Genomic DNA, 23,393 nt, shown 5'->3' with positions numbered 1-23,393 from the left:
GGAGTGGGGCAATGATGGTGAACAGGGGGAAGGCGCTGGGGGTGTGCGCCGGATTGACGATCCTGGCCCTGATGGGGTCGGCATCGGGCGTGGCGCTGGCGCAGGTTCCGACCGCCGCCGGCATGCCGCAGCCGCTGGAGCCGCAACTGCCGCGCGAGACGCCGGAAGGCACGCTGGCCGCCAATGCGACGCCGACGCTGACCACGCTGGAGGCTGCGATCGCGCGCGCCTATTGGAGCAATCCGACGCTGGTGGCGGAGCGCTCGACCCTGAAGTCGGTGGACACGCTCTACCCGCTGGCGCGCGCCAATTACGGCCCGCAGGTCACGCTCCAGGGCTCGCACCAGTTCACCCGTACCCGCAGCGAGATCTTCCCCGGTCTGTTCAACCGGCCGGAGGGGTTCTCCAGCACCGCGCAGATCATCTTCTCGCAGCCGGTCCTGTCCTTCGGTCGCCGTGCCTCGCAGGAGCAGAACGCTCTGGCCCAGATCGCACTGGAGCGCGAACAGCTCCGGCTGGTCGAGGCGTCGACCATGTTCGACGTCATCTCCGCCTATGTCGGGGTGATCCGCGACCGCAACATCGTGGAACTGGCGCGGCAGAACCTCGCGCTGCTCGAACGCCAATATAGCGACGGGCGGGCGCGTTTCGCGGTCCGCGACATCACCTCCAGCGACTTGCAACAGGTGCAGACCCGCGTCGAATTCGGTCGGGCGCAGTTGCTGAACGCGCAAGGGCAATTGGGGGCGAGCCAGGCGCTCTTCCTCCAGGCGACGGGCGGTCTTCCAGGCGAGCTGAGCGCGCCGCCGCAAATCGCACTGGGCGTCGGTTCGCTTGAAGCGGCCTATGGCATTGCGGAGAATGGCAGCCCGATCATCCGCGGCGCCCAGTCGCGCGAGAAGGCGTCGCGCGCCGCCGTCGCCGCCGCCAAGGCGGAGCGCAACCCGAACGTGTCGCTGGAAAGCAGCGGTACCTATGGTCCCACCAACCTCTATCAGAACCAGCTTCGCACGACCGATCTGCGCTCCTCGGTGGTCGTCACCATGCCGCTGATCGATTCGGGCGTACGCCGCCTGTCGATCGAGCGGGCGCGGCAACAGAATGACGCCGATTGGCGACTGGTCGACGCCGCCTTGCGCGAGACGCGGCAGTCGGTGGCCCAGGCCTGGGACGCGCATCGCGCCGCGCTCGCCTCGCTCGAGCATCTGCGCGCCGCGTCGGCAGCGGCGCAGGCGGCCTATGACGGCGCGGTCATCCAGGAAAAGGCGGGCGACCGCACCACGCTCGACGTGCTCGACCTGGCGCGCGACCTGCTCAACATCCGCACCAGCTATGCCACCGCCGAGGCGAGCGAATATATCGCCCGCGCGCAGCTTCTGTCCGCGATGGGCAATCTGGAAGCGCCCAAGCTGATCACCGGCCTGCCCGCCTATGACACCAACGCCAATTTCGATCGCGTGAAGCGGCGCGGCGACGTGCCGTTGCTGACCCCGCTGCTGTCCGGGGCGGACAATCTGGTCAGCGGCAACGTCATCCGCGACGAACGCCCGATCCGTGATCCCTCCGGCGCGCTGCGCGTCGACACGGCGGTCGTTCCGCTGGAGGTGCCGCCCGCTCCCCCGGTGACGGAGCCCGCCACCCCCGCTATCGTGAAACCACGGACGGGGCGCTGATCACACTGCGCCCGTCGATCGCCAGACGAAAAGGATAGCCTGTGGCCAAGACCGATGCGCGTACGGAAAGCGCCATGACGACGCCGATCCACGTCATCAGCCTGACGAGCGCCACCGATCGGCGGGAGGCCTTCTCCCGCTCGATCGAGGGGCAGGAGCTCGACTGGCGGTTCTTCGATGCGCATCGCGAACCGGTCGGCATCCATTATGACGAGGCCGCCGCGATCCGCCATCATGGCCGTCCGCTGCAACCCGGCGAGATCGGCGTCTATTCCAGCCATGCCGCGCTCTGGCGGCAATTGGTGGCGGACCCGACGACCAACCAGTATCTGATCCTGGAGGACGATGTCATCGCCGACTGGGCGGCGATCCGGATGCTGTGCGCGATCGACTATGCCGCCGAGGGGATGGAGTATCTGAAGCTCTTCTACAAACTCCCCTCGCCGCATCTGCCCGATCGTCGCAACTGGCCGGTTCCGGGCTTCTACGTCGTGCGCCTCTACGGCAAGCCTTATGGTGCGCAGGGCTATTTCATCACGAAGAAGGCCGCCGCACGCTTCCTGGAACTCTATAACGACGCGGTCCGCCCGATCGATGATCAGACGGATCGCTTCTGGGAAAACGGCATTCCCAATCGCTGCCTCTTCCCCTTCCCCATCATGGAGGCCTATCGCCCCTCCACCATCGGTCCGGCGCGCTTTGCGGGGAAACAGACGCGCGCCGCCAAGATGCGCCTGCGGGCGGACCGGATGCGCCGCAAGATCGCCTTCATGATGGACCGCGCGCTCCGGCGCTGATCGCGTTCAGGCGGGGTCGGGCAGGACATAGAGCTCGGCCCGCACCGCACGATGGTCCGAGCCGGTATGGGGCAGCGTCTCGACCCGCCCGGCGATGATCCCGCGCCCGACGAAGATCTGATCGATCGGCAGCAGCGGCAACGGCCAATCCCGTCCGCCGACGCGCGCGGGGAAGCTGAAGACCGCGCGCGTCACCCGCGTCATCGGTCGCAGCCCATCGTCCAGCATCGCCATGCCCTGCCCCCAAGGGGTCAGGTTGAAGTCGCCCGTCAGCACCAGATGATCGGTCGCCCCCTGTCGAACGGCTTCGATCAGCGACGATCGGAACCGCGCCTGCGGTCCCGGCGGGAAGGGCCATGGCGCATGGACGGTCGCGACGGTCAGCGTCCCGACCCGATCGAGCGGGATCTCCGCCCTGAAGAGCGCGGGGCCGACCAGGCCGCCCCCACGCGCGGGCAGCCGCCAGCGGACCGGCCCCATCGGCAGACGTGAGAGAATCGCCAACTGACAACCTCGACACGCACTGCGATAGGGGAAGGCCCGCGACAAGCGCTCGAACAAGGGCTCGGCCCCGGTCGCTTCCTGAAGCAGCAGCACGTCCGCGCCGCTATCGATCAGCACCCGCGCGGCGCGATCGGGGCTGGTCCGCCCGCCGTGCAGATTGTGGGTCACCAGAACGATCCGCGTCGCCCCGGCCGGGATCGTGCCCGCCGATGGCCTCTCGGAGACTTCGCCGACGATCGGCCACGCGATCAACAGCAACGCCCCGACCGCCGGTATCAGGAACGCCGCCCGCCGACGATGCGGCGATATCGCGAATGCCGCGACCAGCGGCGCCAGCGCCAGGGGCAGGAAGGAGGCGAAGGCGTCCGCCAGCGGCCAGACCCGCCCCACCACCGGGCAAAGCGCCAGCCCCCATGCCAGGGCCAGAAGCATCCAGCCGACCATCAGCGCGAGCCGTTTCAATCATTGCCCCCTTGCCAATCGCTTGCGCGCTATAGAAGGGCCGCAAACCGTGTCAAACCGAGCCGTCTTCGCCGCCCGCCGCCGCTGTCGGAGTGCAGGACGCCGTGTTACAGCCGGGCCATTATAGGGGACCAAATACGCATGGCACGAGTCATCTGGGGTGAGAGTACATCGGCCTTGTCGGCCGCACCGGACGACCGCGCGGTCCTGTCCTCGACCTTGCGGCGCGGGGTGATCGCGGCGGTCGCGATCGGCGTCGTGCTGCAACTCATGCTGATGTTCGGTGCGCTTCTGGTCGGTGTGCTGGCGGATGCGGCGGTGCCGGGGCGCAATGTCGCGACCCTTTGGGGCCTGCTGTTGCTGGGTGTCGTGCTGTACGGCGTGTTCGGGCTGCTCGATACCTTGCGGGCGCGGCTGCTCTTCGACGTGGCGGGCGCCGTGGATCAGCAGCTCGCGCCGCGCGTCCATGACGGCGTCGCCTTCGTCGCGCGGACCGGCGTGCTGGAAGGCGATGGCCTGGGCCCCGTGCATGACGCCGACCGGTTGCGCCATTTCCTGACCGGCCCGATGCCCGCCGCGCTGATCGACCTGTGCGTCGCGCCGATCGCGCTCATCATGTTGTTCGCGCTCCATGTCTGGCTGGGCGTCGCGGGTCTGGCCGCGATGGTCGTGACCGGGCTGGTCGGCTGGGCGATGGGCGGATCGGCGGGGCGGCGGGCCGAATGGCTGGCCGAGATGCGCCCGCTGCGGTGGCTGTCGGCGGAGGAAGGGCGCCGCCACGCGCTGACCGCACGTGCCATGGGTATGGAAAGCCGCCTGCGCCAGCGCTGGCTGGGCATGGCGCAGGACACCATCCTGACCGAACGGGCGCTGCACCGGCGTTCGGTCGGGCTGGCGGGCGCGGCGCGCGGCGTTCGCCTGATGCTGTTCATCGTCCTCTTGTCCATCGGTGCCGGTCTGGCGTTCAGCGACCGCGCGGCGTGGAGCACCGCGCTGATCGCCGCGCTGCTGCTCTATCAGTTGCTCGCGCCGCTCGATCAGGTGGTCAGCGGATGGGGCGAGGTGAAGACGGCGCGCGGCGCGCTCGACCGCCTCAACATCCTGCTCGGCCAGTTGCCCTTGCGCGACGTCACCACGCTGCTGCCCCGTCCCCAGGCGGAGATGTCGACCGACCAGCTTTTCGTCGTCGCACCCGGCGCCCAGCGTCCGGTGGTCAGCAATATCGGCATCATCCTGAACGCCGGGGACTCGCTGGGCATCATGGGCGTCACCGGCTCGGGTAAGACCGCGTTGCTCCACGCGCTGGCCGGGGTCTGGCCGGCGGCGCGCGGCGTGATCCGCCTCGACGGCGCGTCGCTCGATCAATGGGATACCGAGGAACTCGGCAAATATATCGGCTATGTGCCGCAGCATATCGAGCTGATCGACGGCACCGTGGCGCAGAATATCGCCCGCTTCGATGCGGCGGCGTCCACCGACGCGATCATCGCCGCCGCCCGGCGTGCGGGGGTGCACGACCTGATCCTGCGCCTGCCCGAAGGTTATGAGACCATCGTCGGTCGCGACGGGCTGACCCTGCCCGCCGGTATGCGTCAGCGTATCGCGGTGGCGCGCGCGGTCTTCGGCAAGCCGTTTCTTCTGCTGCTCGACGATCCGACCTCCAACATGGACGGCGATGGCGAGCAGATGCTGGCCGGGCTGATCGCCGATATGTGCGACGAGGGCAGCATCGTGATCGTGGTCACCCACTGCCCGCCGCTGCTCAACCGGGTCGACCATATCATGCACATGCAGAACGGCACGATCGGCGCGTTCGGGCCGCGCGGGCAGATCCTGCAATTGCTGGAGGATCAGCGACCGGCGTGAGGGTGGATCGCGGGCCGAAGCTTTCTGGCCCGCACCGCCTGCCTGGACAGGGTCAGGCCGCCTGTTCCCAGCGGCCTTGGTCGTTCTGTTTCCAGTAACGACGCTCCACCCCCTCCCGATCGGCGAGCGTACGCCAGGCGGTACGCGCCTCGCCGATCCGGTCGCCGTCGAAGAAGTGGAAGGCCCGGTCGAAGTCCAGCGCCTCGTCGCGCCAGACCCCATCGGCCAGCGCCACATGCCGCGCGCCGTTCGTCGCCTTCGTGTCGGGGGCGATCAGCACCGGCTGCGCGGCATCGTCGCCCTCGCCCGCCTGCGCATGCGGCAGGAAGCCGTCCGGCGGGATCATCCACAATTGCCGGTCGAGCGCGGCGCGCTGGTCGGCATCGCCGCTGACGATCAGCAGACGGTTGCCCCCCGCCATCACCCGCTCGGCGATGACGGGCAGCAGCCGGTCGAGCGGCGCGATCGTCAGATGATAGAAGTCGACCTGCATGACCGCGCCGCCTCCGTCGATCAGGCCTCGAACCGGTCCGCGACGAACCGGTCGAGCAGACGCACGCCATAGCCGGTCGCGCCCTTGTCATGGTTGACGCCGGGCTTGTCCGACCAGACCATGCCCGCGATATCCAGGTGCGCCCAGGCGACGCCCTCATTGATATAGCGCTTCAGGAACTGCGCCGCCGTGATCGAGCCGCCGCCGCGCGGGCCGACATTCTTCATGTCGGCAATCTGGCTGTCGATCAGCTTGTCATAGGCGTCCGCCAGCGGGAAGCGCCACAGCTTCTCTCCCGTCTCCTTGCCCGCCGCCAGCAGTGCGTCGGCCAGCGAGTCGTCGTTGGCGAACAGGCCGCCATGCTCGCTGCCCAGGCTAATGATCATCGCACCGGTCAGCGTCGCGAGGTCGACGATGGTCGAGGGCGCATGCACCTTCTGGACCCAGGTCAGCGCGTCGCACAACACCAGGCGGCCTTCGGCGTCGGTGTTGATGACCTCGATCGTCTGGCCGGACATGGAGGTGACCACGTCACCGGGGCGCTGCGCATTGCCGTCGGGCATGTTCTCGACCAGGCCCATGACGCCGACGACATTGGCCTTGGCCTTGCGCGCGGCGATCGCCTTCATGGCACCCGCCACGGCACCCGCGCCGCCCATGTCCCACTTCATGTCCTCCATGCCCGCGGCGGGCTTGATCGAGATGCCGCCGGTGTCGAAGGTCACGCCCTTGCCGACCAGCGCCAGCGTCTCTGCATCCGCGCCGCCGCCATTCCACTTCAGGACCAGCAGCCGCCCTTCACGCACCGAACCCTGGCTGACGCCCAGCAGCGCCCCCATGCCCAAGTCGCGCATCTGCGCCTCGTCCAGAACGGTGACTTCCAGGCCGAGCCCTTCGACATCGGCCAGCACGCGTTCGACGAAGGTTTCGGGGTAGAGCTTGTTCGGCGGCTCGGACACTAGGGTACGGGTCAGCTCCAGCCCGCCATTGACCGCATGAACGCGCGCGAAGGCCGCTTCGGCATCCGCCCCGGCATCGACGATCGCAATCCGGGTCAGGGTCGGCTTGGACGTTTCGGGCAGCTTGGTCCGGTACACGTCATGACGCCAGCCGCGCTGGACCGCCGCACCCGCAAAATCCGCGATCGCATCGGCCGAAGGCTTGGTGCCCAGCCCGGTCAGCAGCACCGTAGCCGAGCCGGCGCTGGTCAGCAGCTTGGCGGTCAGCGCGCCGCCCGCCTTGCGCCATTCGGCGTCTTTGCCCTCTCCGACACCCAGCATCACGACGCGGCGCACGGCACCGTCGATGGGCACATAGACCTCGACCAGCGACCCCGCCTCGCCCTTGAACTTCGCCGCCTCGGCTGCGGCCTTGGCGATCGCCGCCATATTCTCGCCCCCCGCCGGTCCGGTAAACCCGCCGTCCTTCGAGATCGGGACGACGAGAACGTCGCTGGCGTCGACGGTGGAAGTAAAGGCGATCTGCATAGGAACCCTCTGATGAACTCGTAACAGTTGCTATCATCTAGGCTCTTGGACCGTGGTGGCAAGCGCGCGATTGCAGCAAGCCGCCGGTGATGCGATAGGCGGGCGTTCAGCGGCGTCGCCCTGCCCGGGCGGCTTTCTCTTCGTGTCGGCAAGGACGGACCAGATATCATCGTGTTGCGAATGACGCTTCTGACCGGCAGCGCCCTGCCCTTCACCCTGTCCCTGGCCCTGCTGGCGGCCGCGCCCGCCGCCGCGCAGGACCTTCAGGACCGCGCCGTCTCGCCGCCGCCGTCGGAGGGGGCCGCACCCGAAGACCCCAATCAGGTGCGGTTCAGCGCCAACCAGCTCGAATATGACCTCAACGCCGACATCGTCACCGCCACGGGCGAGGTGCGCATGTTCCGCGAGGGCGAGCGCCTGCGCGCCGACAAGGTCACCTGGAACCGCAAGACGGGCAAGGTGCTGGCCACCGGCAACATCGCCATCACCAATCCCGAGGGCGATATCGCCTATGGCGACCAGATCGAGTTGACCGACTCGTTGAAGGACGGCGTGGTCAACAATATGCTGGTCGTGCTGGAACAGGGCGGACGCCTGGCCGCCGACCGGGGCACGCGGCAACAGGACGGCACCGTCAACCTGGAGCGCGCGGCCTATACCCCCTGCGCCGTCGAAACCTCCGAAGGCTGCCCCAAGGAGCCGTCGTGGAAGATCACGGCGGTTCGCGTCACCTATCGCCCCGACCGTCAGCGTGTGTATTTCAACGGTGCGCGGCTGAACCTGTTCGGCCTGCCCACCATCCCGCTGCCGCGCCTGTCCGCCCCGGTCGGGCCAGGCGGCGACAGCGGTTTCCTGACCCCCGATATCCGGCTGGACCGGGTCAACGGCGTCGAAGTCGCGGTCCCCTATTACTGGCGGCTGGCGCCCAACAGGGGGCTGACCGTCACGCCCCATGTCTTCACCGCCGTCCTGCCGATGCTGGAGGCGCAATATGAGGCGCTGAGCACCAAGGGCGCGTTCCGGGTCACCGGCTATGGCACCGCCAGCCGCCGCAGCGACGATCTGAACACCCTGAACCCGACCGACACGACCCAGGCGTTTCGCGGCTATCTCGACGCGGTCGGGCGCTACCAGTTCTCGCCCGAATGGAGCCTGTCGGGGTCGATGCGGATCACCACCGACCGCACCTTCCTGCGCCGCTACGACATTTCGCGCGACGACCGGCTGCGCACCACCGCCAGCCTCGAGCATATCGACAAGGACAGCTATTTCTCGCTGACCGGCTGGTATGTCGAAACGCTGCGCGTCAACGATCCGCAGGGACAACAGCCGATCGCCCTGCCCGAGATCGACTATCGCCGTCGCTTCGACGACGGCCTGCTCGGCGGCAAGTTCGAGATGCAGCTCAACACCCTGGCGATCAGCCGCACCGCGGGCCAGGATACGCAGCGTGCCTTCGCCAGCCTGCGCTGGGATCTGCGCCGTCTGACCAACTGGGGTCAGGAGGTGACCTTCACCGCCTATGGTCGTGGCGATGCCTATAATTCCAACAACATCGTCTCCACTCCCCTCGTCTATCAGGGGCTGGAAGGGTTTCAGGGGCGCGCCATCGGTGCGCTCGCGGTCGATGTGAAATGGCCGTTCGTCGGCGAGCTCTGGGGCGGCAGCCAGCGCTTCACCCCGCGCGTCCAGATCGTCGCCAGCCCCAAGATCAAGAATATCGAAATCCCGAACGAGGATGCCCGCTCGGTCGATCTGGAGGATTCGAACCTCTTCGCGCTGAACCGCTTCCCCGGTTACGACCGATTCGAGGATTCGACCCGCATCACCTATGGCGCGCAATGGGCACTGACCCTGCCGGGCTTCACCTTCGACACGATCGTCGGACAGAGTTTCCGCCTGAACGACCGCCCGACCATCCTCTATCCGGGCACCGGCCTGTCGGATCGCTGGTCGGATATCGTCGGGCGGACCGAGCTGCGCTTCCGCGATTTCGTCTCGCTGACCCACCGCTTCCGGCTGGACAAGGACAGCTTCGCGGTTCGCCGGAACGAGATCGATGCGACGGTCGGCTCCCGCGCCACCTATTTCCAGGCGGGCTATCTGCGGTTGAACCGTAATATCTTCACATCGATCGAGGATTTGCAGGATCGCGAGGAGGTCCGGCTGGCCGGGCGGGTGCAGTTCGCGCGCTTCTGGTCGGCCTTCGGATCGACCGTGATCGACCTGACCGACCGGCGGGAGGACGCGCTGTCGCTGTCCAACGGCTTCGATCCGATTCGCCACCGGCTGGGCGTGCAATATGAGGATGACTGCCTCCGCCTGGGCTTCACCTGGCGCCGGGACTATGTGAACACCGGCGACGCGCGGGCGGGCAACAGCTTCCTGTTGACGCTGGCGTTCACCAATCTCGGTCGCTAAGCCGGTATTCAGCATGGTCGAGCCATATCGCGACGGTTACGCGCCCCATTCAGGCGCGATGAGGATCACAGACACGGTGAAGAACGACATTCGTACCAAGGGCCGCTTTCTTCGCGCGGGCGTGACGATGATGATGGCCGCGGCGGCCGCCGGCACGCTGGCCCAGACCGTGCCCGATCAGGCGGTGCCGGATACGGGCGGGCTGAACATCCCCTCCAACCTGCAACTCTTCGGCAAGCTGGACCCCAATGTCCGCAAGCCGACCGCGATCGTCAACGACACGGTCCTGACCCAGACCGACATCGACCAGCGCATGGCGCTGGCCATGGCGCTGAACAACGTCACCAACCTGTCGCCCGAGGATCGCGACCGCCTGCGCATGCAGATCCTGCGTCAGCTGATCGACGAGACGTTGCAGATCCAGGAGGCGAAGACCGCCGACATCACGGTCACGCCGGACGAGATCAACCAGGCCTATGCCCGTTTCTCGCAACAGTTCGGCAAGACGCCGACCGCGATGACGACCTTCCTGCGCTCGGTCGGTTCGTCGGATCGTTCGATGCGCCGCCAGATCGAGGGCGAGCTGGCGTGGAGCCGCTACTTACGCAAGCGGGTCGAGCCGTTCGTCAATGTCGGCGACGAAGAGGTGAACGCGATCCGCGCCCGCCTGGAAGCCGCCAAGGGCACCGAGGAATATAACCTCAAGGAAATCTTCCTTTCGGCGAACGAGGCGACGCAGCAGCAGGTCTTCGCCAATGCGCGCCAGATCATCGCCGAGATCCAGAAGGGGCAGCAGCCCTTCGAATATTTCGCGCGCAGCTTCTCCGAGGCGTCGACCCGCGCGGTCAATGGCGACCTGGGCTGGGTCCGCGCCGCGCAACTGCCGCCCGAGCTTCAGTCGGCGGCGCAGCAGATGGAGGTCGGCCAGGTCGCCGGACCGATCCAGATTCCGGGCGGCTTTTCGATCCTGTACCTGACCGACAAGCGCCAGGTGCTGACCGCCGATCCACGCGATTCGCGCCTCTCACTCAAGCAGTTGACCGTGAAGTTCCCGGCGGGCACGACCCAGGCCCAGGCCAGCGCACGTGCCGCCGAATTCGCCAAGGCGACGCAGGCGATCCGGGGCTGCGGCGACGTGCAGCGCGTGGCGACGACCTTGAAGGCCGAGGTGGTCGACAACGACCAGGTCACCATCCGCCAGTTGCCTGCGCCGCTTCAGGAAATCCTGTTGAAACTCCAGATCGGCCAGGCGACGCCGCCCTTCGGTTCACCGGAACAGGGTGTCCGCTCGCTGGTGCTGTGCGACCGCGAGGAGCCGCGTTCGGGCAATCTGCCGACCAGCGACCAGATCCAGAACCAAGTCGAACAACAGCGGGTCAACCTGCGCGCGAACCAGAAGATGCGCGATCTTCGTCGCGACGCGGTGATCGAATATCGCTGATGGGACTGATGCGATGATCCGGCCACTCGCGATCTCGATGGGCGACCCGGCGGGGATCGGGCCGGAGATCATCGCCAAGGCCTGGGCCGCACGTGCCGATGCCGGACTGCCGCCCTTTCTGGCGGTCGGTGATGCCCGCGCGATCGAGCGGGTGTGGAGCGGTCCCACCGTCCGGGTGTCGGACATGGCAGCCGCCGTCGCCGCCTTCGACCAAGCACTGCCCATCCTGTCCGTCGACGATGGGGGCGAGATTCGACCTGGCCAGCCGGACGTGGAGGGCGCGCGCTGCGCGCTCCATGCGCTGGAGCTGGCGGTCGGACTGGTCCGCTCGGAGGCGGCGAGTGCGCTGGTCACGGGACCGGTCAGCAAGGCGCAGCTCTACGGCATCGGTTTCAGCCATCCCGGCCAGACCGAGTTCGTCGCGGAGCGTTGCGGGGTCGCGGGCGAAAATGCCGTGATGATGCTGGCGGGGCCGTCCTTGCGGGTCGTGCCGATCACCACCCATGTCCCGCTCGCCGCCGTATCTGGGCTGTTGTCCATTGACCTACTCGTCGCCAAGGGGCGGGCGACCGCGCGCGGGCTGTGCAAGAATTTCGGGATCAGGACGCCGCGCCTCGCCTTTGCCGGGCTCAACCCCCATGCGGGCGAGAGCGGCGCGATCGGGCGCGAGGAGATCGAGCTGATCGAACCCGCCATCGCGCAGCTTCGCGCCGAAGGGATCGACGCGACGGGGCCCTTCGCCGCCGACACGTTGTTCCACCCGCGCGCGCGCGCCGCTTATGACGCCGCCCTGTGCTGCTATCACGATCAGGCGCTGGTGCCGATCAAGACGCTGCATTTCGACGAGGGCGTGAACATCACGCTGGGCCTGCCGATCGTGCGCACCTCGCCCGATCACGGCACCGCCTTCGGTATCGCGGGGCAGGACCGCGCGCATCCCGGCGCGATGATCGCCGCCATCGCCATGGCGGGCGATGCCGCCAGACGCCGGGCCGAAGCCGCCGCCTGACATGGACCCCGTCACGCCCCTGCCCCCTTTGCGCGAGGTGATCGCGCGTCATGGCCTGTCGGCGGCCAAGTCGCTGGGCCAGAATTTCCTGTTCGACGGCCAGTTGCTGGCCCGGATCGCCGCCATTCCGGGCGATCTGACCGACCAGGACGTGCTGGAGATCGGCCCCGGTCCCGGCGGCCTGACCCGCGCGCTGTTGATGGCGGGCGGACGGGTGACCGCGATCGAGCGCGACCGCCGCTGCATCCCCGCCCTCGCCGAACTGGCGGAGGCCTTTCCGGGACGGTTGAAGGTGATCGAGGGCGATGCCCTGCGCATCAACGCGCCGGAATTGTTCGAGAGCAAGCCGCACATCGTCTCCAACCTGCCGTACAATGTGGGGACGCCGCTGCTGGTCGGCTGGCTGTCGGGCGCCTGGTTGCCCTGGTGGCAGTCCTGCACGCTGATGTTCCAGAAGGAAGTCGCCGAGCGGATCGTCGCCGCGCCCGACCAGTCGGCCTATGGTCGGCTGGCGGTGCTGACTCAGTGGCGGAGCGAATCGCGCATCGCAATGCCGGTCCATCGCTCCGCCTTCACCCCGCCGCCCAAGGTGATGTCGGCGGTGGTCCACATCACCCCCAAGCCCGCGCCGGAGGGGGTCGGCTTCCGTACTCTGGAGCGCCTGACCGCCGCCGCCTTCGGCCAGCGTCGCAAGATGCTGCGCCAGAGCCTGAAGCCGGTCGCCGGTGCGGTCGAGGCGATGGAGTCGATCGGGATCGACCCCGCGCGTCGGGCAGAAACGCTGTCGGTCGAAGAGTTCATCGCCCTGGCCCGCGCGCTGGGCTGAACATCCTCCCCACTCGCGGGGAGGATCGTTACTGCTTCGTCTGACCCTTGGTATCGACCTGCGCGGTCGTCACGGGGGCGGGCGGGCCCTTGGCGATCTGCGCGGCCAGCGCGGTGGCCTCGGCGCAGTCGGATTTGCAGAGCGTCTTGATCTTGGCGAGATTGTCCTTCGCCCGCGCGACCGCGCCGCGCTGCACCAGCGCTTCGCCCTGCCCGCGCAACGCCTTCAGGTCATTGGGATCGAGCAACAGCGCCTCGCGATAGAGCCGGATCGCCTTGCCCGGCAGCCCGCGCGCATCGGCGACCTCGGCCAGCAGGACGAAGGCGGCACGGTTGCGCGGGTCGACCGTCACCGCGGTTTCCAGCACGTCGGTCGCACCGTCCAGATTGCCCGCCGCCTTCAGGCTGCGTCCCTGCTCCAGCAGTTGCAGCGATCGGACATCGATCTGGCTGTCGGGGCGCTGGCCGCTGAGCGAGGTGGAAACCGAAACCACCGCCAGTGCGGCGGCGGCGGCCAGGGACGTCAAACGCATGAGGAACTCCGGACTGGGCACTGAGCCGAATGCTAGCATGGCGCCCGAAGGCAGGCGACAAAAAAGCCGTCGGTGCCGTGGCTGGCGGGATCAAGCCGATGGCCCAGGCCATGCCGTGCACCGACCGCCGGTTCGACCGGCTCGGCCGACCAGCCCGGATGGCTCGCCAGGAACGTCGCGACCTGCTCCGTCCCCTCGGCATCAAGCAGCGAGCAGACGATATAGATCATCCGCCCGCCCGGCTTGACCAGCCCGGCCCCGACCGACAAGACCTGCTCCTGCATCACGCGCAGTCGCGCCAGGCGATCGGGCGTCAGCCGCCAGCGCGCCTCCGGGTTGCGGCGCCAGGTGCCGGTGCCCGAACAGGGGGCATCGATCAGCACCCCGTCCGCTTTGCCCGCCCAGTCGGACAGCATCTCCGCCTCATGACCGGGATTGAGCAAGCGGCTTTCGATGATCGTCGCCCCTGCGCGTTCGGCACGCGGGGGCAGCTTCTGCAACCGTGCCCGGTCGATATCGCAGGCGAGCAGCGCCCCACGATTGTCCATGGCCGCGGCGATCTGGAGCGTCTTGCCGCCCGCTCCGGCGCACAGATCGACCAACCATTCGCCGGGCCGAGCCGCCAGCGCGGCCCCGACCAGTTGGCTGCCCTCGTCCTGCACCTCGACCAGACCGGCGCGATAGAGATCGGATTGCTCGATCGGCGTTCCGCTCGCCAGGCGAAGCCCCAGCGGTGCGAGCGGCGTGGGGATGGCGTCGGGCAGTTGCTCCAGCACCGCCTGTCGCGTCGTCGAGAGGCTGTTCACCCGAACGTCCAGCGGCGCGCGATCGACCAGTGCGGCCTGTTGCGTTTCGTCCAGCCCGGACGCGGTCAGCGCCTCGACCAGCCAATCGGGTGCGATACCCCCCTCGGCGCGGGGTTCGTCCGGCGTGATCGGTGCGGGCCCATGGCCCTGCCCGTCGAAGGTCGCGGCGAGCGCCGGATCACGATCCGCCACCGCGACCATCGCGGCGCGGCCCGAGACAGGCACCGGCCCCGCCTGGCGGATGGCGGCATAGACCAGTTCGCGCACCGCCCGCCGATCCTTCGATCCGGCATAGCGACGCGCGGCGAAATAGCGCGCGATCAGCGTATCCGCCGCCGCCCCGCCGCTCGCCGCGGCGGCGACGATCGCGTCGAGCAACTCGATCGCCGCCTGGGTGCGTGCGGCAGGCGTCATGCGGACAAGCCTTTCAGGTCAGCGGGTCGGGTAATTGGGAGCTTCCCGCGTGATGGTCACGTCATGGACGTGGCTTTCCTTCAGCCCCGCGCCCGTGATCTGAACGAACTGCGCCCGCTCACGCAAATCCTTCAGCGTCGCCGAGCCGGTATAACCCATCGCCGCCTTGATGCCGCCGACCAGCTGGTGGATCACATCGCGCGCCGGGCCCTTATAGGCGACCTGACCCTCGATGCCTTCGGGAACCAGCTTCATCTGGTCCTTGATATCGCCCTGGAAATAACGGTCCGCCGAACCCCGGCCCATCGCGCCGACCGATCCCATGCCACGGTAGGACTTGTACGCCCGGCCCTGGTACAGGAAGGTTTCGCCCGGTGCTTCCTCGGTACCGGCCAGCAGCGAGCCGACCATGCAGGCCCCCGCACCCGCCGCCAACGCCTTGGCGAGATCGCCCGAGGTGCGCAGACCACCATCGGCAATCACCGGGACGCCCGACTTCCAGCCTTCCTCGGCGCAGTCCATGACGGCGGTCAGCTGCGGCACGCCGACGCCCGCGACGACGCGGGTGGTGCAGATCGAGCCCGGCCCGATGCCGACCTTCACCGCATCCGCGCCCGCGTCGATCAGCGCACGGGTCGCCGCCGCCGTGGCGACATTGCCGGCGATCACCTGCACCGTGTCGGACAGCTTCTTGGCCGCTTCCACGGCGCGCGCGACATCGCGGTTATGACCGTGCGCCGTGTCGATGATGACGCAGTCCACCTCCGCCTCGATCAACGCACGGGTCCGTTCGAAACCCTTCTCGCCCACGGTCGAGGCGGCGGCGACCCGCAGGCGACCGGCGGCGTCCTTGGTCGCCGATGGATAGGTGACGGCCTTTTCGATGTCCTTCACCGTGATCAGGCCGACGCAGCGATAGCTTTCATCGACGACCAGCAGCTTTTCGATCCGCCGCGCATGAAGCAGACGGCGCGCTTCGTCCTGGCCCACGCCCACCTTGACCGTCGCCAGATCGTCGCGGGTCATCAGCTCCGACACCGGCTGCTGCGGGTTTTCGGCAAAGCGCACGTCGCGGTTGGTCAGGATGCCGACCAGACGTCCGTCGAACTCCACCACCGGGATGCCGCTGATCCGGTGCCGCGCCATCAGCGCCTGCGCCTCGGCCAGCGTCGCGGTGGGCGAGATGGTGATCGGGTTGACGACCATGCCGCTCTCGAACCGCTTGACCTGCCGGACCGCCGCCACCTGCTGCTCAACGGTCAGGTTGCGGTGGAGCACGCCCATGCCGCCCAGCTGCGCCATGACGATCGCCATGTCGGCCTCGGTCACGGTGTCCATCGCCGCCGACAGGACGGGGATGTTGAGCGCGATCGAGCGGGTCAGTTGCGTGCGCGTGTCGGCGGTGCTCGGCAGAACGTCGGACTCCTGGGGCACGAGGAGCACGTCGTCGAAGGTGAGGCCGAGGCGGATATCCATGGGGCTGCCAAATCCTGCGGAGGGAACAAGTGGCGGGCCATGTAACCAAAGCGAGCCGTTCCCGCTAGGCCCTTGCTGCACCGCCATGCTAGAATGCCGGTCAGACAGATATGGGGGAGCCGTCCATGGGACTGATCATCGCCGCGCTCGCGGTCCTGCTGGTGCTGATGTACCTGATGATGTCGATCAAGATCGTCCGCCAGGGTTACCAATACACGATCGAGCATTTCGGCCGCTATACCGGCACCGCCGTCCCCGGTTTCAACTTCTACCCCGCCTTTTTCTACCGCGTGGGGCGCAAGGTGAACATGATGGAGCAGGTGATCGACATTCCGGGGCAGGAAATCATCACCAAGGACAATGCGATGATCTCCACCGACGGGGTCGTCTTCTTCCAGGTGCTAGACGCCCCCAAGGCGGCCTATGAGGTGTCCGACCTCTATGTCGCGCTGTTGAACCTGGTCACAACGAACCTGCGCACCGTCATGGGATCGATGGATCTGGACGAAACCCTGTCCAAGCGAGACGAGATCAACGCGCGGCTGCTCAACGTCGTCGACCATGCGACGACGCCCTGGGGCGTGAAGATCACCCGTGTCGAGATCAAGGACATCCGCCCGCCGGTCGACATCGTCAACGCCATGGCCCGCCAGATGAAGGCCGAGCGCGAGAAGCGCGCCAATATCCTGGAGGCCGAAGGCTCGCGCGCGTCGGAAATCCTGCGCGCCGAGGGGCAGAAGCAGGCGCGCATCCTGGAAGCCGAGGGCCGCCGCGAGTCGGCCTATCGCGACTCCGAAGCCCGCGAACGCGCCGCCGAGGCCGAGGCCAAGGCGACCCGCGTCGTCTCCGAAGCCATCGAGTCGGGCGGGACGCAGGCGATCAACTATTTCATCGCGCAGAAATATGTCGAAGCGGTCGGCAAGTTCGCGACCAGCCCCAATGCCAAGACGATCCTGTTCCCGGTCGAGGCGACCCAGTTGATCGGCACGCTGGGCGGGATCGGCGAACTCGCCAAGGAAGCTCTCGCCCCCAACAAGTCCGACGCCGCCACCCCGCGCGTCACGACCAAGCCGGGGCCGTTCGACCAGTCACAGTCGTGACGTTCGGCGAAATCGATCCCGCCGCGCTGTGGCTGGCGGCAGGGCTGGCGCTCGGCATCGCCGAACTGCTGGTGCCGGGGGTTTTCCTGATCTTCCTCGCCATTGCGGCGGGGGTGACGGCACTGACCACCTGGGCGCTGCCGGACCTGCCGATCGGGCTGCAACTCGCCGATTTCGCGGTGTGGAGCGTGGTGTGCGTGGTGATCGGGCGGCGCTGGTACCGGGACTTTCCGGTCGAGAGCGACGCCCCGGTCTTGAATGCGCCCGCGCTGCGGTTGCGGGGGCAGGTCGTTACCGTCACGACACCGATCGTCGGGGGCGAGGGTCGGGCACGGTTGGGCGATGGCGAGTGGCCGGTGCGCGGGCCGGACGCGGAGAGCGGAACCCGGTTGCGGGTCGCGCATGTCGATGGCGGGGTTTTGTTGGTCGAGCCTTTAGACTGAGGCTGGCGGTGGGGCGTGGCCTTCGACTTCGCTCAAGCTGTATGCAGATAATCCCGTCATCCCAGCGAAGGCTGGGATCTTCCGAGAGGATTTCCTCCATAGCCAAAGGCCCCAGCCTGCGCTGGGGCGACGGTCCGTACTTTCAGCCTGAGCGCAGTCGAAGGCCAAGGGAGGACGCTCACCCGAGCGCCCTCCCCGCCTTCAGATTACACCATGACCGAAACCTTCGGTGCCGCCGCGCGGACGCCTTCGTCGACATGCTCGGCGAACTGCTGGAAATTCTCGTTGAACAGATCGACCAGCTTGGCCGCCGTCGCGTCATAGGCCGCCTTGTCGGCCCAAGTGTCGCGCGGGTTGAGGATCGCCGGATCGACGCCCGGTACCGCAACCGGCACTTGGAAGCCGAAATTCGGATCGGTGCGGAACTCGACCTGGTTCAGGCTGCCATCGAGTGCGGCGTTGAGCAGCGCGCGGGTCGCCTTGATCGGCATGCGATTGCCGACGCCGTACTTGCCACCGGTCCAGCCGGTGTTGACCAGCCAGCAATCCACGCCGCCCTTGGCGATCCGCTCCTTCAGCAGATTGCCATAGACCGACGGATGACGCGGCATGAACGGTGCGCCGAAACAGGTCGAGAAGGTCGCATCCGGCTCGGTCACGCCGATCTCGGTGCCCGCCACGCGCGCGGTATAGCCCGACAGGAAGTGGTACATCGCCTGTTCGGGGGTCAGTTTGGCGATCGGCGGCAGGATGCCGTAAGCGTCCGCCGTCAGCATCACGATATTGCGCGGCACGCCCCCCATATTGTCCTTCGACGCATTGGGGATGAAGTCGATCGGGTACGCCCCCCGGCTGTTCTCGGCCAGGCTGTTGTCATTCAGGTCGAGCTGGCGCGTGACCGGGTCCATCACGACATTCTCGAGCACCGTGCCGAAGCGCTTGGTGGTCGCAAAAATCTCCGGCTCCGCCTCGGGCGACAGGCGGATCATCTTGGCATAGCAGCCGCCCTCGAAATTGAAGACCGCCGTGTCCGACCAGCCATGCTCGTCATCGCCGATCAGGGTGCGGCTGGCGTCCGCCGACAGCGTCGTCTTGCCGGTGCCCGACAGGCCGAAGAACACCGCCGTCGACCCGTCCGCGCCCATATTGGCCGAACAGTGCATCGGCATCACGCCCGTCGTCGGCAGCAGATAGTTGAGCAGGCCGAAGACCGACTTCTTCATCTCGCCCGCATAACGCGTGCCGCCGATCAGGATCAGCTTCTCGGTCATGTTGACCGCGATGACGGTCGAGGAGCGGCAGCCATGACGCGCGGGGTCGGCGCGGAAGCTGGGCAGGTCGATGATCGTATAGTCGGCGACGAACTTGCGCAGCTCATGCTCTTCCGGGCGGACCAGCATCGTGCGGATGAACAGATTATGCCAGGCGAGCTCGTTGATGACGCGCACGCGCACCCGGTGCTCGGGCTGCGATCCGCCGTACAGATCCTGGACGAACAGATTTTCCTTCTGGCCGAGCGCGGCGAAGAAATCGGCCTTCAGCGCGGCGAAGTCGTCGGGGCTCATCGGCTTGTTGGTCTTGCCCCACCAGACGGTGTCGCGGGTCTCGTCATCGCGGACCATGAACTTGTCCTGCGCCGAACGCCCGGTGTGCTCGCCCGTCTCGACCACCAGCGGACCGTCCGCCGACAGCTTGCCCTCACCACGCGCCACGGCGGTCTCGATCAGCCGCGCGGTGACCAGGTTCCAGTGGAGCGTCGCGCGGGTCTCGATCCCCTGCGCCTGCAAACCGATTTCCGGAATCCGTTCGTTCATAAGAGCTTCCTCGTTCCCCAGGGGTGCCGACCGCGATGGACCGGGCACCGTTTCTCACCGCATGCGAATAGGTATGCGTTGCACGATCCATAGCGCGTTTGTTTAACACGTCAAACAGGCGGATGTGCAAAGACGGTTGAGCCGTGTCCCGCTTTGGCTTAACCGAGGCGCATGGCGGTTCCTTCGCACGACAATGGTCTGGGGTTGATCGCATGACGGCGACGATCGCGCTGGTCGACGATGACCGTAACATCCTGACATCCGTATCGATCGCGCTTCAGGCCGAAGGGTTCGTCACGCGAATCTATGCCGATGGCGAAGCGGCGTTGAAGGCGCTGATCGACAATCCCCCCGATCTGGCCATCTTCGATATCAAGATGCCGCGCATGGACGGGCTGGAACTGCTCCGCCGCCTGCGTGAGAAGAGCCAGATCCCGGTAATTTTCCTGACCAGCAAGGATGACGAGCTGGACGAGGCGCTGGGCCTGGCGATGGGCGCGGACGATTATATCGCCAAGCCTTTCTCTCAGCGGCTGCTGATCGCGCGCATCCGTGCGATCCTGCGCCGGTCGGAATATGTCGGCACGCCGCAGGGAACGCCCGCCGCCGATGCGCAGGGGCCGCTGACCCGTGGCGCGCTGGCGATGGACCCGGCGCGGCACCGGGTGACGTGGAAGGGCGAGCCCGTCACCCTTACCGTCACCGAATTCCTGATCCTGGAGACGCTGGCCCAGCGCCCCGGCATCGTGCGCACCCGCAATCAGTTGATGGACGCGGCCTATCAGGACGACATTTATGTCGACGACCGCACGATCGACAGCCATATCAAGCGCCTGCGCCGCAAATTTCGGCAGGTAGACCCTGAATTCGACGCCATCGAGACGCTCTATGGCGCCGGCTACCGATTCTCCGAGGAGTGAAGCCCCCGACCTGGCGTTGCGCTGGTCGGGCCAGATTTCGCTGACCCAGCGAATTCTGGCGATCAACATCTTTGCCCTGTTGCTGCTCGCCGGCGGCTTCTTCTATCTCGACTCCTATCGCGCCCGGCTGCTCGACAATCGCGTCGCCCAGTCGCTGCGCGAGGTTCGCCTGATGGGCGAGGCGCTGACCTCGGTACGGAGCGAGGAGCGCGACCGGCTGGTCACGCGGCTGGCACGGGATACGGGCGCGCGGGTCCGGCTGTTCGACGCGGCCGGGCGACTGGTCGGCGACAGCCGCGCTTTGGGCATCCGCAACGTCGTGCTGCGCGATCCCGACAAGCAGGACCTGGGGCAGTCGATCGCGCGTTTCCTCGACGCCGGGATCGATACCGTCGTCGGCGCCGCCCGCCCCCCCCTCTACCGCGAGCGGCGCGAAGGCGCGGAATGGCCCGATGTCCGCGCGGCGCGGGCGGGGCGCATCTCCGCCTCGGTCTGGCGCGCGCCCGATCGCACCCCCGTCATCACCGCCGCCGCCGCCCTGCCCAGCGGCGGCGCGATCATGGCGACCGAGAATGCGCGCTTCATCACCGAGACGGTACGGATCGAGCGGTTCCGGCTGAGCGTCCTCCTGGCGCTGGTCGCGCTGATCTCGGTGCTGTTGTCGCTGTTCCTCGCCCGCACCATCGTCCGTCCGTTGCGACGGCTGGCGCGCGCCGCCGTCCGCGTCCGGCTGGGGCGCGCGCGCGAGGTCGTGGTGCCCCGCCTGCCCGATCGTCGCGATGAACTGGGGATGCTCGCCCGCGCGCTGTCCGACATGAGCCTGGCCCTGCGCGCCCGGATCGACGCGACCGAGGCCTTCGCCGCCGACGTCACGCATGAGCTCAAGAACCCCCTCGCCTCGCTCCGCTCCGCCGTGGACACGCTGGAGACGGTCCACGACCCCGATCTCCAGGCGCAGTTGCTGGCGATCGTCCGCGACGATGTGCGGCGGCTCGACCGGCTGATCACCGACATATCCGATGCCTCGCGGCTCGATGCGCAGCTGAGCCGCGCCAAGTTCGATCCGGTCGATCTCCACGCCCTGCTCGCCGGACTGATCGACCAGCGCGAGGCGCGTGGGGTCGAGCGTGGCATCCGCCTGCGCTTCGACTCCACCGAACCCGGCCCCGCGATCATCGCGGGCGAGGGCGCGCGACTGGAGCGGGTGTTCGAGAATCTGATTTCCAACGCCCTGTCCTTTTCCCCCGACGAGGCGGTCGTCGCGATCAGCCTGTCGCGCGAGCAGGACGATCTGGTCGTCCGGGTCGAGGATGAAGGCCCGGGCGTTCCCGAAGACGCGCGCGAGGCGATCTTCCGCCGCTTCCACTCGATCCGCCCCAGTTCGGAAGGGTTCGGCCAGCATTCGGGGCTGGGCCTGGCCATCGCGCGCACCATCGTCGAGGCGCATCAGGGCCGCATCCATGTCGAATCGCGCGAGGATCGGTTGAGCGGGGCCCGCTTCGTCGTCCGCCTGCCGCTGGCGCCCGTCCTATGATCGGGGAAGCGCCATCCGCCGGAGCGGACGAGCTGGTCCACGCGACCTGCATCGCAATCGGCGAGGTCGGACTGTTGCTATGCGGACCATCGGGTGCGGGCAAGTCGGACCTTGCCCTTCGTCTTATCGATCGGGGGGCGGTCCTGGTCAGCGACGACTATGTCCGGGTCGATGCCCTGAACGAACGCCTTCGCGCGACGGTGCCGGATACGATCGCCGGGCTGATCGAGGTTCGCGGCGTGGGGATCGTCACCTTGGCGCATCGCCGTGCGACCACCATATCCCTCGTGATCGACCTGAGCGCCGAGGCCAAAGACCGCTTACCCGAGCCCGCCGAAAGGGTCATCGCGGGCGTCACACTTCCGCTCTACAGGCTGAACCCCTTCCCCGCTTCGGCCCCGATCAAGGTCGAATTACTGGCCAAGCGTCACAAGGACCGTCCGTGATGGATCGCAAACGCATATTGTTGGTCACCGGCATGTCCGGCGCCGGCACCTCCACCACGTTGAAGACGCTGGAGGATCTGGGGTGGGAGGTGGTCGACAACCTGCCGCTCTTCCTGCTCGACGGCCTGCTGGAAGCCGCACCGCCGCGCGGCATGGAAGGAAAGAACCGCCCGCTGGCGATCAGCATCGGCGTGCGCACCCGCGACTTCGCCCCCGAGCACCTCGCCCAGAGCATCCGCCGCCTGAACGAGAGCCCCAATCTGGCGATCGAGACGCTGTTCCTCAATTGCGGCGGCGAGGAATTGAAGCGCCGTTATGCCGAGACGCGCCACCGTCACCCGCTGGCGATGGACCGCGCCGCCGATGACGGGATCGCGCATGAGCGCACCCTGCTCGCTCCCTTGCGCGACATGGCCGACCGGCTGCTCGACACGACCAACATGACCAGCAACGATCTGGGCCAGTGGATCCGCGCCAATTATGCGGTCGAAGGGCTGAGCGAGCCGGTGCTGACCGTCATGTCCTTCGGCTTTTCCAAGGGGCTGCCGCGCAACGCCGACCTGGTGTTCGACATGCGCTTCCTGCGCAATCCCCACTGGTCCGCCGAGTTGCGCCCCGGCACCGGGCTGGATCAGGGCGTGATCGACTATATCCGGCACGACCCGGCCTATGAAACCTCGCTCGGCCAGATCGAGACACTGCTGGAAACGCTGGTCCCCCGCTACATCGCCTCGGGCAAGTCCTATATCACCATCGCGATCGGGTGTACCGGAGGGAGACACCGCTCCGTCCATGTCGCCGAACGGATCGCGGGACGGTTGCGCCGGGACGGTTTTTCCCCCACGGTGGTACATCGTGATTTGAGTGCCGTGCCGAAAGACTCACTGGAAGCCGGGCCGGCCAAGCAATGATGGATATGCGTGTCTGAC

The 23,393-nt window shown here is 67.4% G+C and carries 20 protein-coding genes; 13 read left to right on the top strand and 7 right to left on the bottom strand.

Features of this window, described 5'->3' with window-relative positions; genetic code table 11:
* Nucleotides 1–11 precede the first annotated feature (11 nt).
* Nucleotides 12–1,673, top strand: a complete 1,662-nt coding sequence (locus tag OXQ33_RS01050; RefSeq protein ID WP_267432672.1) for a TolC family protein — start codon at nt 12–14, stop codon at nt 1,671–1,673.
* 41 nt (nt 1,674–1,714) lie between these two features.
* A complete protein-coding gene (locus tag OXQ33_RS01045; RefSeq protein WP_267432671.1) occupies nt 1,715–2,470 on the top strand; it encodes a glycosyltransferase family 25 protein in 756 nt (251 codons plus the stop codon).
* Nucleotides 2,471–2,476: 6 nt separating this feature from the next.
* Here OXQ33_RS01045 and OXQ33_RS01040 read toward each other — a convergent pair whose 3' ends face one another.
* Nucleotides 2,477–3,436, bottom strand: coding sequence for an endonuclease/exonuclease/phosphatase family protein (locus OXQ33_RS01040; RefSeq protein WP_267432670.1), 960 nt, complete (start codon nt 3,434–3,436; stop codon nt 2,477–2,479).
* A 141-nt stretch (nt 3,437–3,577) separates the two neighbouring features.
* Here OXQ33_RS01040 and OXQ33_RS01035 point away from each other — a divergent pair, with 141 nt between their 5' ends.
* Nucleotides 3,578–5,302: an ATP-binding cassette domain-containing protein gene (locus OXQ33_RS01035; RefSeq protein WP_267432669.1), complete on the top strand. Its 1,725-nt coding sequence runs from the start codon at nt 3,578–3,580 to the stop codon at nt 5,300–5,302.
* Nucleotides 5,303–5,354: 52 nt separating this feature from the next.
* On the opposite strand, the gene OXQ33_RS01030 is transcribed toward OXQ33_RS01035, so the two are convergent.
* Together OXQ33_RS01030 and OXQ33_RS01025 are read right to left on the bottom strand one after the other, a co-directional pair.
* Nucleotides 5,355–5,795 carry a DNA polymerase III subunit chi gene (locus OXQ33_RS01030; RefSeq protein WP_267432668.1) on the bottom strand — a complete coding sequence of 147 codons (441 nt, stop codon included), beginning with the start codon at nt 5,793–5,795 and terminating at the stop codon, nt 5,355–5,357.
* A gap of 20 nt (nt 5,796–5,815) precedes the next feature.
* A complete protein-coding gene (locus OXQ33_RS01025) occupies nt 5,816–7,282 on the bottom strand; it encodes a leucyl aminopeptidase (protein WP_267432666.1) in 1,467 nt (488 codons plus the stop codon).
* Nucleotides 7,283–7,462: 180 nt separating this feature from the next.
* On the opposite strand from OXQ33_RS01025, the gene lptD reads away from it, so the two are divergent.
* Genes lptD through rsmA form a run of 4 tightly spaced genes read left to right on the top strand, consistent with a single transcriptional unit; the run spans nt 7,463 to nt 12,979 of the window.
* Nucleotides 7,463–9,703 carry an LPS assembly protein LptD gene (gene lptD, locus OXQ33_RS01020; RefSeq protein ID WP_267432664.1) on the top strand — a complete coding sequence of 747 codons (2,241 nt, stop codon included), beginning with the start codon at nt 7,463–7,465 and terminating at the stop codon, nt 9,701–9,703.
* A 58-nt stretch (nt 9,704–9,761) separates the two neighbouring features.
* A complete protein-coding gene (locus OXQ33_RS01015; RefSeq protein ID WP_267432663.1) occupies nt 9,762–11,144 on the top strand; it encodes a peptidylprolyl isomerase in 1,383 nt (460 codons plus the stop codon).
* 13 nt (nt 11,145–11,157) lie between these two features.
* A complete protein-coding gene (gene pdxA, locus OXQ33_RS01010) occupies nt 11,158–12,153 on the top strand; it encodes a 4-hydroxythreonine-4-phosphate dehydrogenase PdxA (RefSeq protein WP_267432662.1) in 996 nt (331 codons plus the stop codon).
* A 1-nt stretch (nt 12,154) separates the two neighbouring features.
* Nucleotides 12,155–12,979: a 16S rRNA (adenine(1518)-N(6)/adenine(1519)-N(6))-dimethyltransferase RsmA gene (rsmA, locus tag OXQ33_RS01005; RefSeq protein ID WP_267432661.1), complete on the top strand. Its 825-nt coding sequence runs from the start codon at nt 12,155–12,157 to the stop codon at nt 12,977–12,979.
* A gap of 28 nt (nt 12,980–13,007) precedes the next feature.
* Here rsmA and OXQ33_RS01000 read toward each other — a convergent pair whose 3' ends face one another.
* From OXQ33_RS01000 to guaB, 3 genes are read right to left on the bottom strand one after another with little or no spacing between them, the layout of a single operon-like run.
* Nucleotides 13,008–13,511 (bottom strand): tetratricopeptide repeat protein, encoded by a 504-nt coding sequence (locus OXQ33_RS01000; protein ID WP_267432660.1) that lies wholly within the window; start codon nt 13,509–13,511, stop codon nt 13,008–13,010.
* 32 nt (nt 13,512–13,543) lie between these two features.
* The gene (locus OXQ33_RS00995) at nt 13,544–14,731 is read right to left on the bottom strand and encodes an RsmB/NOP family class I SAM-dependent RNA methyltransferase (RefSeq protein ID WP_267432659.1); all 1,188 of its coding nucleotides are present in this window, start codon (nt 14,729–14,731) and stop codon (nt 13,544–13,546) included.
* Nucleotides 14,732–14,749: 18 nt separating this feature from the next.
* Nucleotides 14,750–16,207, bottom strand: a complete 1,458-nt coding sequence (gene guaB, locus OXQ33_RS00990; RefSeq protein WP_267432658.1) for an IMP dehydrogenase — start codon at nt 16,205–16,207, stop codon at nt 14,750–14,752.
* A 125-nt stretch (nt 16,208–16,332) separates the two neighbouring features.
* On the opposite strand from guaB, the gene OXQ33_RS00985 reads away from it, so the two are divergent.
* Together OXQ33_RS00985 and OXQ33_RS00980 are read left to right on the top strand one after the other, a co-directional pair.
* Nucleotides 16,333–17,307: an SPFH domain-containing protein gene (locus OXQ33_RS00985; RefSeq protein WP_267432657.1), complete on the top strand. Its 975-nt coding sequence runs from the start codon at nt 16,333–16,335 to the stop codon at nt 17,305–17,307.
* Nucleotides 17,304–17,750, top strand: coding sequence for an NfeD family protein (locus tag OXQ33_RS00980; protein WP_267432656.1), 447 nt, complete (start codon nt 17,304–17,306; stop codon nt 17,748–17,750). Before OXQ33_RS00985 ends, OXQ33_RS00980 begins: the two co-directional genes overlap by 4 nt.
* A 206-nt stretch (nt 17,751–17,956) precedes the next feature.
* Here OXQ33_RS00980 and OXQ33_RS00975 read toward each other — a convergent pair whose 3' ends face one another.
* Nucleotides 17,957–19,564 (bottom strand): phosphoenolpyruvate carboxykinase, encoded by a 1,608-nt coding sequence (locus tag OXQ33_RS00975; RefSeq protein ID WP_267432655.1) that lies wholly within the window; start codon nt 19,562–19,564, stop codon nt 17,957–17,959.
* 212 nt (nt 19,565–19,776) lie between these two features.
* Here OXQ33_RS00975 and OXQ33_RS00970 point away from each other — a divergent pair, with 212 nt between their 5' ends.
* The 4 genes from OXQ33_RS00970 to rapZ are packed head-to-tail and all read left to right on the top strand — an operon-like array spanning nt 19,777 to nt 23,375.
* The gene (locus OXQ33_RS00970; protein ID WP_267432654.1) at nt 19,777–20,484 is read left to right on the top strand and encodes a response regulator transcription factor; all 708 of its coding nucleotides are present in this window, start codon (nt 19,777–19,779) and stop codon (nt 20,482–20,484) included.
* The gene (locus tag OXQ33_RS00965; RefSeq protein ID WP_267432653.1) at nt 20,453–22,018 is read left to right on the top strand and encodes a stimulus-sensing domain-containing protein; all 1,566 of its coding nucleotides are present in this window, start codon (nt 20,453–20,455) and stop codon (nt 22,016–22,018) included. The genes OXQ33_RS00970 and OXQ33_RS00965 overlap by 32 nt, the downstream gene beginning before the upstream one ends.
* Nucleotides 22,015–22,464 carry an HPr kinase/phosphatase C-terminal domain-containing protein gene (locus OXQ33_RS00960; RefSeq protein ID WP_267432651.1) on the top strand — a complete coding sequence of 150 codons (450 nt, stop codon included), beginning with the start codon at nt 22,015–22,017 and terminating at the stop codon, nt 22,462–22,464. Before OXQ33_RS00965 ends, OXQ33_RS00960 begins: the two co-directional genes overlap by 4 nt.
* Nucleotides 22,464–23,375 carry an RNase adapter RapZ gene (rapZ, locus tag OXQ33_RS00955; RefSeq protein ID WP_267432650.1) on the top strand — a complete coding sequence of 304 codons (912 nt, stop codon included), beginning with the start codon at nt 22,464–22,466 and terminating at the stop codon, nt 23,373–23,375. The genes OXQ33_RS00960 and rapZ overlap by 1 nt, the downstream gene beginning before the upstream one ends.
* Nucleotides 23,376–23,393: the final 18 nt, after the last annotated feature.

The sequence above is a fragment of the Sphingomonas sp. GM_Shp_1 genome, assembly GCF_026540895.1.
Classification (GTDB): Bacteria; Pseudomonadota; Alphaproteobacteria; order Sphingomonadales; family Sphingomonadaceae; genus Sphingomonas.
Note: the sequence above shows the minus strand (reverse complement) of the source record. Positions and strands in the feature narration are given on the sequence as shown.